The following is a 13,601-nucleotide window of genomic DNA, read 5'->3' as shown; positions in this document are numbered from 1 at the left end:
CCTACCAGAGGGTGAACTGGGCGTCCGAGGCCTTGCGGTCGGCGGGGGCGCCGGGGAAGGCGGCCCGGAACTCCGGAAGGGCCGCCACGGACCCGGTCACCCGCAGCCGGGCCGGGCAATGCACGTCGGACTGGAGGATGTAGCGCTCCAGTTCAGGCCGCATGTTGGTGCGCCAGCTCTGGGCGAACCCCACGAAGAACCGCTGTTCGGGCGTGAGGCCGTCCACGGTGGCCTGGGGCTTCCCGGCGGAGGCCAGCTTCCAGGCTTCCAGCGAGATCTTGAGGCCGCCGATGTCGGCCAGGTTTTCGCCCAGGGTCTGGCGGCCCTGCACGTGGACGCCCGGGAAGGGCTCGTAGGCTTCGTACTGCCGCACCACGGCCTCGGTCTGGGCCTCGTAGGCCTTGCGGTCCTCGGGGGTCCACCAGTTCCGCATGTTGCCCTCGGCGTCGAACTGGCTGCCCTGGTCGTCGAAGCCGTGGAGCAGTTCGTGGCCGATGGTGGAGGCCAGTTCGCCGTAGTTGCTGGCGTCATCGGCCCGCTCGTCGAAGAAGGGGGGCTGGAGAATGCCGGCGGGCAGCACGATCTCGTTGAGGGAGGGGTTGTAGTACGCGTTGTTGGTCTGGGGGCTCATCTCCCAATCGCCCGGATCCACGGGCCGGCCCAGCTTGGCCAGGGCGCGCCGGGCCTCGAAGGCCCGGGCGGCCAGGACGTTCAGGACGTACGGCTGGGGCTTGAGCCCCATGGAGCGGTAGTCCCGCCAGGTGTCGGGAAAGCCGACCTTGGCGTTCAGCGAATCCAGCTTCTTCAGGGCCTGCTGCTTGGTGGCCTCGCCCATCCAGGTGGCCCGCCGGACGCTGGCCCGCAGGGCCTCCACGTGGAACTTGACCATCTCCTGCACCTTGGCCTTGGCCTGGGGGGAGAAGGCGCGCTGCACGTACAACTGGCCCAGGTCCTCGCCGATGCCCGCGTCCACCACCCCCAGGACGCGCTCCCACCGGGGGCGCATCTCCTGGGAACCGGTGAGCTTCTTCCCGTAGAACGCGAAGTCCTCGGCCTCCAGCCCGGAACCCAGGTAGGGGGCCAGGGTGCTGAGGAGCCGGTAGGTGAGGTAGGCCTTCCAGTCGGCCAGGGGAGCCTGGTTCAGGAGGCGTCCCAGGCCCCGCAGGTACTCGGGCTGGCCCAGGTCCAGGTACGCCTCGGTGGCGGGCAGTTCCACGGCCCGGTACCAGGCGGCCCAGGGGAAGCCGGGGGCCGCGGCGGCTACGGCCGGGCGGTCCAGCTTGTGGTAGTTGGCTTCGGGGTCGCGCAGGTCCACCAGCTTGCGGCTCACCCGGGCCAGGCGGGTCTCCAGGGCCAGCACCCGGGCCGCGGGGCCGGGCCGCACGCCGGCGAGCTGGAACATGCGGGCGATGTGCTTGACGTAGGCGGCCCGCTGATCCCGGGTGGTGGCGTCCTGGCGGAAGTAGAATTCCCGCTCGGGCAGCCCGAGGCCGCCCTGGGACACCGCGGGCAGGTGGGTGCGGCTGGACTTGGGGTCCTGCTCCACGCCGAAGGCGAAGCCCGCGGTGACGCCCATGCGGCTCAGGCGGCCCATGAGGACGGCCAGGTCCGCGGGGGTGCGGGCGGCGGCGATGGCCTTGAGCATGGGGGCCAGCGGCTCCGCGCCGGCCTTGTCCACGGCCGCCTGGTCCATGCCGCTCAGGTAGAAGTCGCGGATGCGCTGGGCGGGGGTGCCCTCGGCCGCGGCCTCCCGGGCGCAGGTTTCGGCGATCTCCTTGAGGATGGCCCGGTTCCGGTTGTCGATTTCCAGGTTCACACCGCTGGAGGAGCGCTCGGGGGGGATGGGCTGCGCGTCGAAGGCGCCGTTGGCAAAGCGGTAGAAGTCGCGGGTGGGGGCGACGGTTCGGTCCATGAGGGCGGGGTCGACGCCCGGCGTGGCCGCGCCGAGGGACCCGGCAATGAGGACGAGCCCGAGGGCGGCTCTGACGGATGGACGCATGCATGCTCCTGCGATGGACGGGGAAAGGGTTGCGTCCCATTCTACCGGCCCGGGCCGGCGGAACCGCCGGTCCGGGCCGGATGTGATGAAATCCCGCCTACAGGTTCAGCTTGTCCAACTGGTCCGGGCGGTCCCGCCAGCCTTCGGCCACCTTGATGTGCAGGGCCAGCCGCACGGGGCGCTGGAGGAGCTTCTTCAGCTCGCGCTGCGCGCTCTGGCGGATGTCCTTGATCATCTCGCCGCCCGAGCCCAGGAGGATCTTGCGGTGGCCGGCGCGCTCCACGAGGATCTGGGCCTCGATGTAGGTGCCGTCCCCGGGGGCGTCCTCGGGGTAGTCCGCCTCGCCGGCCTCGATCCAGGCCTGGATGGAGACGGCGACGCCGTGGGGCACCTCCTCGCGGGTCTTGCGCAGGATCTTCTCGCGGATGAACTCCGCGGCCATGGTGCGCTCGGTCTGGTCGGTGAAGGTCTCGTCGCCGTACGTCCACGCGTGGTCCAGGGCGTCCCGTTCCAGGACGGCCCACAGGGGGTCGAGGTTCTGGGCCAGCTTGGCGCCCACGGGGATGATCTCCTTGAATTCCAGGAGGTCCTTGTACTCGGCGATCTTCGCCAGGAGGGTTCCCTTGGAGACCAGGTCCAGCTTGTTGAGCACGAGGTACACCGGCTGGCGGGCGCCCTTGAGGCGGTTGGCCAGCTCCCGTTCGCCGGGGCCCAGGAAGCCGCTGGCGTCCACCACCCACAGCAGCAGGTCCGCCTCGTCCAGGGCCATGTCCACGTAGTGGAGCATGCGCTGGTTGAGGGCGTGCCGGGCCAGGTGCACCCCGGGGGTGTCCAGGAAGGCGAGCTGGGCGTTGCCGCGGTTGACGATGCCGGTGATCCGGCCCCGGGTGGTCTGGGGCATCTGGCTCACGGCCGCCAGCTTCTCGCCGACGAGGGTGTTGAGCAGGGTCGACTTGCCGGAGTTGGGCAGCCCCACCAGGGCCACGGTGGCCGAACGGGGGGCGTCAACCACGATGGATGCCCCGCTTGCTTTCGCGGATGAAGCGCGTGAGCACCTCCACCTCGGCGATGCCCTTGAATTCCTGTTCCACCTTGGCCAGGGCCTCCTCCCGGAGCAGACCCGAGTGGAAGAGGATGCGGTGGGCCTTGACCAGGGCCTCCACGACGGCGTCGGGGAAGCCCTTGCGCCGCAGGCCGATGGTGTTGACGCCGTAGCTCTTGGTATCCCGGGCGCCGGCGGTCTTCATGTAGGGCAGCACGTCCATGGTGGCCACGGTGAACCCGCCCATGAAGGCGTGGGGGCCCACCCGGCAGAACTGGTGCACGGCGGAGAAGGCGCCGATGTTGCTGAAGTCGCCCACCTCCACGTGCCCGGCCAGGGTGGCGCTGTTGGCGAAGATGCAGTTGGAGCCCACGTGGCAGTCGTGGGCCACGTGGGAGCCGGTCATCATGAAGTTGCCGTCGCCCACGGTGGTGAGCCCGCCGCCGCCCTCGGTGCCGCGGTGCAGCGTGCAGCTCTCCCGGAAGACGTTGCGGTCGCCCACCTTCAGGCGGGTGGGAGCGCCCTTGAACTTCAGGTCCTGGGGGCCCATGCCGAGGGTGCAGTGGGGGTAGATGTCGTTGTCCTCGCCGATCTCCGTGAAGGGACCGATCACCACGTGGCTGCGCAGGACGGTGCGGGCGCCGATGCGGGAGCCGCCCTCCACCACGCAGAACGGCCCGACGACGACGCCGTCCCCGAGGACGGCATCAGGGCTGACGACGGAGAGGGGGTGGATCTGTGCGCTCATTTGGCCTCACTTTTCGGGGCATCTACCAGCATGGACATGAATTCGGCCTCGGCCACCTTCTGGCCGTCGACGAAGGCCTCGCCGCGGAGCTTGGCCACCTTGCCGCGGTTGGTCAGCACCTTGACCTCCATGACGAGCTGGTCGCCGGGGACCACGGGCTTGCGGAACTTCACGTTGTCGATGGCCATGAAATAAATGAGCTTGTCATGACGATCCGGAAGGGTCTGGAGCACGAGGCAGCCGCCGGTCTGGGCCATGGCCTCCACGATAAGGACGCCGGGGAAGACGGGGTTCTTGGGGAAGTGCCCCAGGAAGATCTGCTCGCCGATGGTGACGTTCTTGACGCCGCGGATCCACTCGCCGGGCTCGTAGTCCAGGATCCGGTCCACCAGGAGGATGGGGTACCGGTGGGGAAGCAGGTCCTGGATGGCGAGTACGTCGAAGGATCTGGGCGTGCGTTCGGGGTTTTCGGGCATGAGGACTCCAAGGGTCCATTTTGGCATAGCCTGCCTGGGGACCCGAACCCAAAGTTGGGCCATGGGGCGCGATGAAACCCCGGGCCCAGCAGTGCGCCGCGTCCTGGGGTGGTTCCCCCGAAAGCGACTGAGGCTGGAAGGCCGGCATCGCATGGTCCCGGTGTATGGGCGGGAGAAATCCAAAAGGCAGTTCTCCGAGTACCTCTGCGTGATCTCAGCGCCGCGTCCAATTGGCTGCTGGTGTGTGCCGGCGCGACCGTCCACTGACGCAATGCGCCGACCCATCTCGAGAACCACTTGAACGCGGAGGCGCTGAGGACTCGCGGAGGGTCGCAGAGGAAAAACTTCAGGCTTTCAAAGTCGGGATGGCCGAATCCAGTTTGCAGGATTTCCGGGAACCCAAGGCTTGCCTCTCAACATTCCGTATATACAATTAGAACGTGGAGATCTCCTTCGACCCCTCCAGGAACGCTCGAAACATTGCCTATGATCAAGCGCAAACCCATGACCGATGATTCCGGGGAGGTACGTGAAATCAAGTCCTCGGATTTGAAGGATGCGCTTCGGTTCGACCAACTGCCGGGTTCTCTCCAGGCGAAACTCCGAACCCGCGGGCCCCAGAAAGCTCCGACCAAGGAACAGATCTCCATTCGCCTTTCCCGCGAGGTTCTGGACGGATTCAAGGCTTTCGGGGAGGGCTGGCAGACACGCATCGATTCTGCCCTGAAGGAATGGCTTAAGACGCATCGCCCGGCCTAGGAATTCCGGCGCCTGACATCCAGGCCGAGGCCGGTCGACTTCGACGTAGCCTCAGGCCCTGCCAGGCACGGTCCTTTCATAGACCCTCGCCTCGATGAAGAGGTCCAGCAGGTCGCCGTCCACGTGGCCCTCGTTGGCATCCTGGCGCAGGATGTCCAGGCTTCGCTCCAGGGGCACCGCGGACTTGTAGGGACGGTCCTGGGCGGTGAGGGCGTCGAAGATGTCGGAGATGGCCATGGCCTTGCTCTGCAGGGGAATCTCGGGGGCCGTGAGCCGGCGGGGGTAGCCCCGGCCGTCCAGGCGCTCGTGGTGGGCGTAGGCGATGGCGGGGACCATGGCCAGGTCCGCGGTCCAGGGGATCTTCTGGAGGAACTCGTAGGTGTGGGTGACGTGGCTCTCGATCTCCAGGCGCTCGGCGTCCGAGAGGCTGCCCCGGCGGATGCTCAGGCAGTCCAGGTCGGCGGGCTCCAGGACCGCGGCGGTGGCCCCGTCCCAGCTGGTGAAGAGGAGGTTTTCCAGGCGGCCCAGGCCGTCCTGGGTGTCCTGGGCCAGGACGGTGGGCTCGTTGCTGCGGATGAGCAGGGAGATGAGGGCGTCGGCCTCGGCCTGGTGGCGGGCCTGGAGGGTGGTCCAGTGGCCGGGTTCGAAGGGCCGGCCCGATTCCCAGTCGGCGCGCAGGAGGGCCAGCATCTCCTCCTGCTGGCGCTGCCGCAGCCGCTGGAGGAGGATCTCCAGGCGGTTGGGGCCCAGCTTCTTGGACTTCACCAGCACCGACTCGCGCACGCCCACCTTGCCGAAGTCGTGCAGGAGGCTGGCGTACCGGATCTCCCGCAGCTGGGAGTCGCTGAAGAACACGCCCCCGAAGGGGCCCTGGTGCGTGAGGTTCACGGCCTGGGCCAGGCCCTCGGTGAGGGAGGCCACGCGCCCGGAATGGCCCCGGGTGACCGGGTCGCGCTGCTCGATGGCCTTGACCGACGCGTCCACGAACCGTTCGAAGAGGATCTCGATATCCTTGCGCAGATTGGCGTTCTTGATGGCCACCCCCGCCTGCCCCGCCAGGCTCTGGGCCAGGTGCACGTCCCCCGGGCGGAAGGGGACGGTGCCCTCTTCGGAAAGGCGGTTGATGAACTGGAGCACCCCGAGGATCTCGCCCCGGGTGTCCCGGATGGGCACCACCAGCATGGAGGTTGAATGGTAACCGGCCTGTTTGTCGTAGCTTTCGTTGAAGCGGTAGGGTGCCTCGGGGGGGACCCGGTACACGTCCTCCAGGTTCAGGGTCTCGCCGGTGAGCGCCGCGAAACCGGCCATGGACTGGCCGGTGATGGGCATCTGGAAGCGCGTGTACGGCAGGTTCACCGCCGCGTTCTGGGTGTGGGCGAACAGCAGCTCGTGTTCCTGGACCACCAGGTAGATGGACCCCGCCTCGGCCTGGAGCAGGTTGCGGCCGTGGGTGAGGATCTGGTCCAGGAGCCGGTCCAGGTCCTGCTCGGAGGCCAGGGCCTTGCCCACCTCGTGGAGCCGTTCCATGTTCCTGCGGTCCAGGAGCCGCTCGTAGCCCACCTTCACCAGGGCCGCAGCGGCGTCGTCCCCGGGCCAGACATCGCAATGGGCCAGGAGCCCCTCCCCTTCCATCCCCAGGACCACGTCCGAGGGTCCCCCTTCGGTCCATTCCAGCACTTTTCGAACCTCTCGGCCCAGGGACGCCTCGAGGCTGCTACGGTGCATGGGAGGGATGGCGACCGTGAGACGCAATGTACAACCACCAATGAAGGCAAAAGGTCAGGCTGAAGTGTACCGGAAGCCGGCCGTGCCCGCAGTGAAATCGATCCTCACCGTCGAGCGGCTGGCCTGGGGCGGCAAGGGCGTGGCCCGGGCCGAGGACGGCCGGGTCGTCCTGCTTTCGGCGGCCCTGGCCCTGTTCCCCGGGGAGCAGGTGGAGGCCGACGTGCGCTGGAAGCCCCGCCACGGCGAAGGGGAGGTCACCCGGTGGATACGCCGGGATCCCCGCAGGGCCCAGGCCGGCTGCCCGGTGGCCGCCACCTGCGGCGGCTGTGACCTGTGGGAGGCCGGGCGCGAGACCTCGGCCCTGAAGCGCTCCATGGTGGAGGACCTCCTGGGCCGCGCGCTGCCCGGGGCCCCGGACTGGCGCTGGCTGGAGGCCCCGGCCGACGCGCGCCGGCACCGCATCCAGCTCCACTGGACAGGGCGCGAGCTGGGCTACCATCGCCGCAACAGCCACGCCCTCGTGCCGGTCTCGGCCTGCCCCGCGGCCGCCTCCGCCCTGTCCCAGGCCATTCCCCGGTTCCTGGACGCCCTGGAGGGGCGCATGCTGCCCACCCGGCCCCAGCGGTGGGAACTGGCCACCGGCACGCCCGCGGGCGACGTGTACGCCACCGACGAGCAGGGCCGCACGTGGATCCTGGAGCCCGACGGCTGGAAGCCCCACGCCGGCGGCATCCAGCACCGCTTCGGCGAGGTCCGGCTCTCCCACCGTCCCGGAGGGTTCTTCCAGGTGTGTCCGCCCTGGGCCTGGCGGGCCTTCGGCGAGATCCTGGAAGGCTGGGAGTTGCCCACCGGCACGCTCTACGACCTCTACGGGGGGGTGGGGTTCTTCACGGCGCTCCTCGGGGCCGGGGCCCGCAGCGTCCTGGTGGAATTCGACGCCCCGGCCGTGGCCTGGGCCGCGCGGAACCTCCCCGGAACCCAGTGCGTCCAGGCCGATGCCGCGGAATGGGTGGCCGAGGGCCTGGGCAAGCCCGGGGACCTGATCCTGCTGGACCCGCCCCGCACGGGCCTCGCGCCCGAACTGTGCGAGAAGCTGCAGGCCGCAGGCGCCCGGGACCTGCTGCTGGTGGGGTGCGACGGGGCCGCCTTCTGCCGGGACGTCAAGCGCCTGGAGCCGACCTGGAAGCTGGCGGGCCTGGCCGTGGCGGACCTGTTCCCCCTGACCAGCCACGTGGAGTGCGTGGGGTGGTTCCAGCGGGCCTGAAGACGGATCAGGCCTTCACCCCTGGCGCCTGGGCGGCCTCGAGCGCCAGGAGGGCGCGCTTGCGGTCCAGGCCGCCGGCGTAGCCCGTGAGGTCCCCTCCGGCGCCCACGAGGCGGTGGCAGGGGATGACGATGGAAATGGGATTGGCGCCGTTCGCCGCGCCCACGGCGCGGGCGAGGCGCGGATCCCCCAGGCGCCTGGCCAGCTCCCCGTAGGTGAGGGTCCTGCCCCAGGGGATGCGCCGCAGCTCCTCCCACACCCGCAGCTGGAAGGGCGTGCCCCGGGGGGACAGGGGCAGGTCGAAGGGGGTGCGGGCCCCGCGGAAATAGGCGTCCAACTGGCGCTCGATGCGGGCGTAGGCCCCGGGGCCGCAGGCGGGGTCCCCCGCCGCGGCCACCGGGTCCAGCAGCCGCCGGCGGGGCTCGTGGTCCGCGAAGCCCAGGTAGACGAGCCCGCCCCGGGCGTCGACGGCCAGGGCCAGGGGGCCCAGGGGGCTGGCCCAGATCCTCACGCGGGCACGCCCTTGAGGCTCGCCCAGAAGTGGAAGGTTGCCAGGCTGCGGTGGGGGGCGAAGGGCGCCATGAGCCGCGCGGTCTCCTTCGCGTCGGGGCGGTGATCCAGGCCGTAGTGGCGCTGCAGGGCCGCCGTGAGGCCGGCGTCGCCCAGGGGCACGCAGTCCCCGAAGCCGCAGCCCCGCATCATCACGTAGTGGGTGGTCCAGGGTCCGATGCCCCGGCGCGCGGAGAGCCTGGCCTCGGCGGTGGTGGCGGCCCCCGCGGGCAGGGCCTCCACCGGGAGTTCGCCCGCGGCCACGGCCCGGGCGGCTTCCACCAGGTACTCCGCCTTGCTTCGGCTGAACTGCAGGGGGGCCAGGTCCGCGGGGTCCAGGGCCGCCACGGCCCCCGCCGTGGGATGGGCCTTCAGGCCCCCGGACACCGCGCCGCCGCTCAGGTCCGTCAGGCGCCGGCGCAGGGTGTAGGCGAAGGCGAGGTTCACCTGCTGGCCCAGGATGGCCCACACCAGGGATTCCCACACATCCGCCGTGAGCGGGATGCGCAGGCCCCGCCGGGTCTCCACCAGGGCCCGGAAGACCGGATCGGCCGACGTGCTCCCTTCGAAGGGGGCGGGGTCCGTGCCCAGCCCCAGCATGCGCACCACGCGGTGGTGCACCTTGCCCATGAAGATCGGGTCGGCCTTTTCCGGGGGGCGCACCCGCACCTTCACCGCCCTGCCCCGGAACGCCAGTTCCAGGAGCGCGTCGGTGTCCTCGACCCGCAGGGCCTTGAAGAGGGTCGCGCCCTCCACGCGCTCGGAGAGGCTGAGGGGATCACGCCCATGGTAGGCGAGGACGTCCTCCTGCCGGTAGCCCTCGGGCAGGTCCACGGTGAAGGAGGCCCCCTCGCGGCCCAGGTCCTGGTACCGCCCCGGGGTCATCCCCGTGAGGCGGTGGAAGCTGGCCTGGAAGGCCGCGGGACTGGCGAACCCGCAGCTCTCCCCCGCCTGGAGCGTGGGGCCGAAGTGGTTCAGCAGGCGGCTGCAGGCGTGGGCCACCCGCGCCTGGTCCAGGAAGACCTCGGGCGACCGGTGCACGTGGAGCCGGAAGAGCTCCTCCAGCCGGCCCAGGCCCACGCCCGCCGAGGCGGCCATGGCGGCGACGGTGCGATATTCCCCCGGGCTCGCGCGCACCCTGGAAAGAAGCTTTTCCAGAAGCGCGCGGTCCGGATTCTCCTGGCCGATTTTTCCCGTGGGCTGTTCCATCCCCCAAGTCTAGATAAAATGAAAAAATGGCAAGCACAAATCCCTTCCGCATCTCGATCATCGACTACCTCAACGCGGCGCCCTTGAATTATGGATTCAAGCACGGCCTGGGCTACGAGCACTTCCACCTGAAGTTCCACGTGCCTTCCCTGTGCGCCAACCAGCTGAAATCGGGCGAAGTGGATGCAGGTCTCATCAGTTCAATTGAGTACCTTCGTATCCCCAAATTGAAGATCGTACCGGGGTTGTGCATCGCCTCCCCCAAGCGCGTGGGCTCGGTGGTGATCCTCTCCAAGGTCCCGCCCGAACAGATTCGCACCCTCGCCCTGGATACCTCCAGCCGCACCTCGGTGGTGCTGGCCCAGATCCTCCTGCGGGAGCGGTTCGGCGTGGACGCGCGGGCCGTGGACATGGCCCCCGACCAGGGCGCGATGCTCGCCCAGTGCGACGCCGCGCTGCTCATCGGCGACGTGGCCATGCGCACCCGGCGCGAGGGCCTCTACGTGCTGGACCTGGCCGAGGAATGGCACGCGTGGACGGGCCTGCCCTTCGTGTTCGCGCTGTGGCAGGTGCGGGAGGACGCCCCGGCCCTGGATGTCCCCGGGGGCGTGGGCCCCTTCTTCCACAGGAGCCTCGAGATGGGCCGGGACAACCTGGCCGCCATCGTGGACGAGGCCTGGCGCACCATCGGCTGGACCAAGCCGGAATTGCGGGAGTACCTCACCCAGAACATCTCCTACAGCCTGGGCGAAGCCGAGCGGGACAGTTTGGCGATGTTCTTCGAGAAGGCCGTGTCCAACGGCTTCGCGCCGGAGAACCGCCCCCTGGCTTTTCTCTAGGATCCCTGCAGCAGGTTCAGCAGGTCGGAGGGGGTGGCGGGGGCCACGGCGGGGACGGCGGCGTCGGCGGGGATGGCGGTCCGGGCCACGGCGGCCTCGTCGGCCTGGAGGTGGGGATGGGCCTTCCGGGCGGCGTCAGGCCGCAGGGACTCGAAGGCCAGCTGGGCGGCCGACAGGTTCCCACCGGCCAGGGCCGGGGCCAGGGCATCCCCGCCCGAGGCCGTCGCAGGGTTCGCCGCGGTCGATTGTGCCGGGGCGGAGGCGTCCAGGATCGACTGGAACAGCTCAGCGAAGGCATTGTTTGCCGTTCCGGCTTCAGGGGTGCCTCCCCCGGCCTGGGAGGCCCGGAGCTTTTCGAGGTAAGCCAAGTTATTGATAGAGTTGACACTGGACATGTTTTGCCCCCCACGGTTCCGGAATGCAAACGCCGTTCCAGGGCAAGGCTTCTGGTCCATAATCGCCGTAGGCCCACCGCCATCATGGAGTAAGCATGCCCCTCAAAGGTCTCTTCCTCGATCACCTCGCCACCCGCACGGCCTACGCCGAGAAGGCCCTGGCGGCCACCGGTTTCGACGCGCTGGTGATCTCCAGCGGACAGCCCTTCACCTACTTCTCCGACGACCAGGACGCCCCCTTCAACACGGTCCCCCATTTCCGCCACTACTGCCCCCTCAACGGCCCCCACCACGTGCTCGTCCTCAAGCCCGGCGCCCGGCCCATGCTGGTGCGCTACGCCCCCGAGGACTTCTGGTACGAGCAGCTGCCCCTGGGCACGCCCTTCTGGGCGGAGGGCTTCGACCTGGTGGAGGCCCCCAGCCTCGACGCGGTGTGGGAGCACGTGGGCCATCCCCGGCGGGCCGCCTACATCGGCAACGAGACCGACCGCGCGGCCCTCGCGGGCCTGGACGTGAACCCCGCCTCCCTCACCGCCTTCCTGGATTGGGGCCGCAGCTACAAGACCCCCTACGAGGTCCACTGCATCGAGGAGGCCACCGTCACCGCCGCCAAGGGACACGCCGCGGGCCGCAAGGCCTTCCTGGCCGGCGCCTCCGAGCTGGAGATCCACTATGCCTTCATGGAGGCCGTGGGCTGCCTGGAATTCGAACTGGCCTTCGCCTCCATCGTGGCCCAGAACGAGAAGGGCGCCACCCTCCACTACGAGAACAAGCGCTCCTTCCGCGGCGGCGACACCCTCCTGCTGGATTGCGGCGCGCGCCACCTGGGCTACGCCTCGGACATCACGCGCACCACGCCCGCCCCCTCCTGCGACCCGCGCTTCAAGGCCCTGGTGGACGGCATGGAGAAGAACATGCTCGAGATCTGCGCCGCGGTGCGCCCCGGCCTGCCCTTCGGCGACCTGCACCATTTCTCGCACCTCAAGCTGGCCGGGCTCCTGAAAGAGCACGGGCTGCTTTTCGCCGAGCCCGAGGAGGCCGTGGCCCTGGGCCTCACGCGTCCCTTCTACCCCCACGGCCTGGGCCACCACCTGGGCATCCAGGTGCATGACGTGGCCGGCAAGCTCGCGGGCCCCGACGGCAGCATCGCCCCGCCCCCCCCGGGCCACCCCAACCTCCGCACCACGCGCACCCTCGAGACCGGTCACGTCATCACCATCGAACCCGGCCTGTACTTCATCCCCATGCTGCTGCGCCCCTTCCGGGAAAACGAGCACAAGGCCCGCTTCGACTGGAACCTCATCGACGCGCTGGCCCCCAACGGCGGCATCCGCATCGAGGACGACATGCTGGTCACCGCCACCGGCGGGCGCAACCTCACCCGCCCCCACCTGCCCAACTAGGCTCAGAACCAACGCCGAAGCGCCGGATTGCCTGGGCAATCCGGCGCTTCGGCCTTTCCGGGCTAGTTCATGACCCAGGCGGGGGCGGTGCCCACCGAGTTCACGCCGTACTTGATCCACATGAAGCCGTTGATGCCCCACTGGCTGCTCCAGGAGTTCTTGAGGAGCCAGGCGCCCTTGGCGTCGTCCCAGCCCACGAGGAGCACGGCGTGGTTGGGCTGGGAGCGGTTGTCGGTGCCGGTGAAGACGCCGCTGCGGTAGGCCTGGAAGGCGCGGTCCGCGTATACGCCGATGCTCACGCTGCCCCACTTGTAGATGGCGGCCTTGATGGCGGTCACGGATGGGACGGTGTAGCCGTTGCCCACGTAGCCCCACTGGCTGACCGGCGTGTAGGAGGTCTGGGCGCTGAAGCTGCAGGCGACGCGGTTGGAGACGTACGGGAAGGCGGCGGCGGGCACGGCGCCCTTGTAGTAGCCGGCGCCCCGGTTGAGGTTGCTGGGCATAAGCATGTCGTAGGAATACCAGCCCCCCTGGCAGCCGTAGCCATCGGGGTTGCAGCTCAGCACCTGCTGTTCGGAAAGGTTGGTGACGAGGCCGCTGGGGATGATGCTCCCGCTGGCGCTGACCCGGCCCCGGGGGGCGCCCAGCTTCTTGAGGGCGGCGCCCTCGAGGTTGCCGATGGTGGCGAAGGCCCAGCAGGAGCCGCACTGGCCCTGGTCCTTCACCGGGCTGAACCAGCCGATGAAGGTGGCCGGGTACGCCGTGGCCGTCAGCTCCTCCACCTCGAAGTTGAGATGCCCGCCCTCGGCGCGGGCGGCGAAGTCGTACTGGCGGAGCTCGGGCCGGAGGCCGCAGAGCTGCTCGAGGCTGTACTGCATCGCGGGGTTCACGCCCACCTCGAAGTCCTTGCCCTGCGCGCGGAGCTCCTGGCGGAGGAGGTCCACCCGGGTGGTGAGCTGGGGGTCGAACTGCTGGACACCGCGCTCCTGGGCCGCCAGGCCGATGGGGGCCGCCAGGGCCAGGACAAGGGCGAAAGTGCTGATGAGGGGAGACTTGTTCATCTCGGACTCCGGGGTGGGGGTTGGGCGCGCCGACGGCCTGCCGGCAGGTGGCTGGGAACGGGTCAGGGTCGACCCGGAAGCGGACAGGAGGCAGGGAGGAACCCGGCGCCGGTTGTTCAAGGTGGGGCGCCG

The 13,601-nt window shown here is 69.6% G+C and carries 13 protein-coding genes; 4 read left to right on the top strand and 9 right to left on the bottom strand.

Annotated features, from left to right (window positions below; all coding sequences use genetic code 11):
* Position 1: 1 nt before the first annotated feature.
* From ACZ5LB_RS04655 to fabZ, 4 genes are all read right to left on the bottom strand, one after another.
* Positions 2-1,999 carry a M13 family metallopeptidase gene (locus ACZ5LB_RS04655; RefSeq protein ID WP_464604955.1) on the bottom strand — a complete coding sequence of 666 codons (1,998 nt, stop codon included), beginning with the start codon at positions 1,997-1,999 and terminating at the stop codon, positions 2-4.
* Positions 2,000-2,096: 97 nt separating this feature from the next.
* Positions 2,097-3,011, bottom strand: coding sequence for a GTPase Era (era, locus tag ACZ5LB_RS04650; protein ID WP_464604954.1), 915 nt, complete (start codon positions 3,009-3,011; stop codon positions 2,097-2,099).
* A complete protein-coding gene (gene lpxA / locus ACZ5LB_RS04645; protein WP_464604953.1) occupies positions 3,004-3,789 on the bottom strand; it encodes an acyl-ACP--UDP-N-acetylglucosamine O-acyltransferase in 786 nt (261 codons plus the stop codon). Before lpxA ends, era begins: the two co-directional genes overlap by 8 nt.
* Positions 3,786-4,265 carry a 3-hydroxyacyl-ACP dehydratase FabZ gene (gene fabZ, locus ACZ5LB_RS04640; protein ID WP_464604952.1) on the bottom strand — a complete coding sequence of 160 codons (480 nt, stop codon included), beginning with the start codon at positions 4,263-4,265 and terminating at the stop codon, positions 3,786-3,788. The genes lpxA and fabZ overlap by 4 nt, the downstream gene beginning before the upstream one ends.
* A gap of 486 nt (positions 4,266-4,751) precedes the next feature.
* On the opposite strand from fabZ, the gene ACZ5LB_RS04635 reads away from it, so the two are divergent.
* Positions 4,752-5,024 carry a BrnA antitoxin family protein gene (locus ACZ5LB_RS04635; RefSeq protein WP_464604951.1) on the top strand — a complete coding sequence of 91 codons (273 nt, stop codon included), beginning with the start codon at positions 4,752-4,754 and terminating at the stop codon, positions 5,022-5,024.
* A gap of 51 nt (positions 5,025-5,075) precedes the next feature.
* Here the strand turns inward: ACZ5LB_RS04635 and ACZ5LB_RS04630 are convergent, their stop codons facing one another.
* Positions 5,076-6,749 carry an HD domain-containing phosphohydrolase gene (locus ACZ5LB_RS04630; protein WP_464604950.1) on the bottom strand — a complete coding sequence of 558 codons (1,674 nt, stop codon included), beginning with the start codon at positions 6,747-6,749 and terminating at the stop codon, positions 5,076-5,078.
* An 82-nt stretch (positions 6,750-6,831) separates the two neighbouring features.
* Here ACZ5LB_RS04630 and ACZ5LB_RS04625 point away from each other — a divergent pair, with 82 nt between their 5' ends.
* Positions 6,832-8,013 carry a class I SAM-dependent RNA methyltransferase gene (locus ACZ5LB_RS04625; protein WP_464604949.1) on the top strand — a complete coding sequence of 394 codons (1,182 nt, stop codon included), beginning with the start codon at positions 6,832-6,834 and terminating at the stop codon, positions 8,011-8,013.
* Between the two features lie 7 nt (positions 8,014-8,020).
* On the opposite strand, the gene ACZ5LB_RS04620 is transcribed toward ACZ5LB_RS04625, so the two are convergent.
* Both ACZ5LB_RS04620 and ACZ5LB_RS04615 read right to left on the bottom strand, forming a co-directional pair.
* Entirely contained in the window at positions 8,021-8,524 is a 504-nt protein-coding gene (locus ACZ5LB_RS04620; RefSeq protein ID WP_464604948.1) for a methylated-DNA--[protein]-cysteine S-methyltransferase, read from the bottom strand.
* Positions 8,521-9,771, bottom strand: a complete 1,251-nt coding sequence (locus ACZ5LB_RS04615) for a helix-turn-helix domain-containing protein (RefSeq protein ID WP_464604947.1) — start codon at positions 9,769-9,771, stop codon at positions 8,521-8,523. The genes ACZ5LB_RS04620 and ACZ5LB_RS04615 overlap by 4 nt, the downstream gene beginning before the upstream one ends.
* Before the next feature lie 26 nt (positions 9,772-9,797).
* On the opposite strand from ACZ5LB_RS04615, the gene ACZ5LB_RS04610 reads away from it, so the two are divergent.
* Positions 9,798-10,610 carry a menaquinone biosynthetic enzyme MqnA/MqnD family protein gene (locus ACZ5LB_RS04610; RefSeq protein ID WP_464604946.1) on the top strand — a complete coding sequence of 271 codons (813 nt, stop codon included), beginning with the start codon at positions 9,798-9,800 and terminating at the stop codon, positions 10,608-10,610.
* Here ACZ5LB_RS04610 and ACZ5LB_RS04605 read toward each other — a convergent pair.
* Positions 10,607-10,978, bottom strand: coding sequence for a hypothetical protein (locus ACZ5LB_RS04605; protein ID WP_464604945.1), 372 nt, complete (start codon positions 10,976-10,978; stop codon positions 10,607-10,609). The genes ACZ5LB_RS04610 and ACZ5LB_RS04605 overlap by 4 nt on opposite strands.
* A 122-nt stretch (positions 10,979-11,100) precedes the next feature.
* Between ACZ5LB_RS04605 and pepQ the strand changes: the two genes are divergently transcribed.
* Positions 11,101-12,408 carry a Xaa-Pro dipeptidase gene (gene pepQ / locus ACZ5LB_RS04600; protein WP_464604944.1) on the top strand — a complete coding sequence of 436 codons (1,308 nt, stop codon included), beginning with the start codon at positions 11,101-11,103 and terminating at the stop codon, positions 12,406-12,408.
* Between the two features lie 62 nt (positions 12,409-12,470).
* On the opposite strand, the gene ACZ5LB_RS04595 is transcribed toward pepQ, so the two are convergent.
* Positions 12,471-13,469 carry a C1 family peptidase gene (locus ACZ5LB_RS04595; protein WP_464604943.1) on the bottom strand — a complete coding sequence of 333 codons (999 nt, stop codon included), beginning with the start codon at positions 13,467-13,469 and terminating at the stop codon, positions 12,471-12,473.
* Positions 13,470-13,601: the final 132 nt, after the last annotated feature.

This window comes from Mesoterricola sp. MK458 (assembly GCF_055384935.1).
This window is presented reverse-complemented; position numbering and strand designations above follow the sequence as displayed.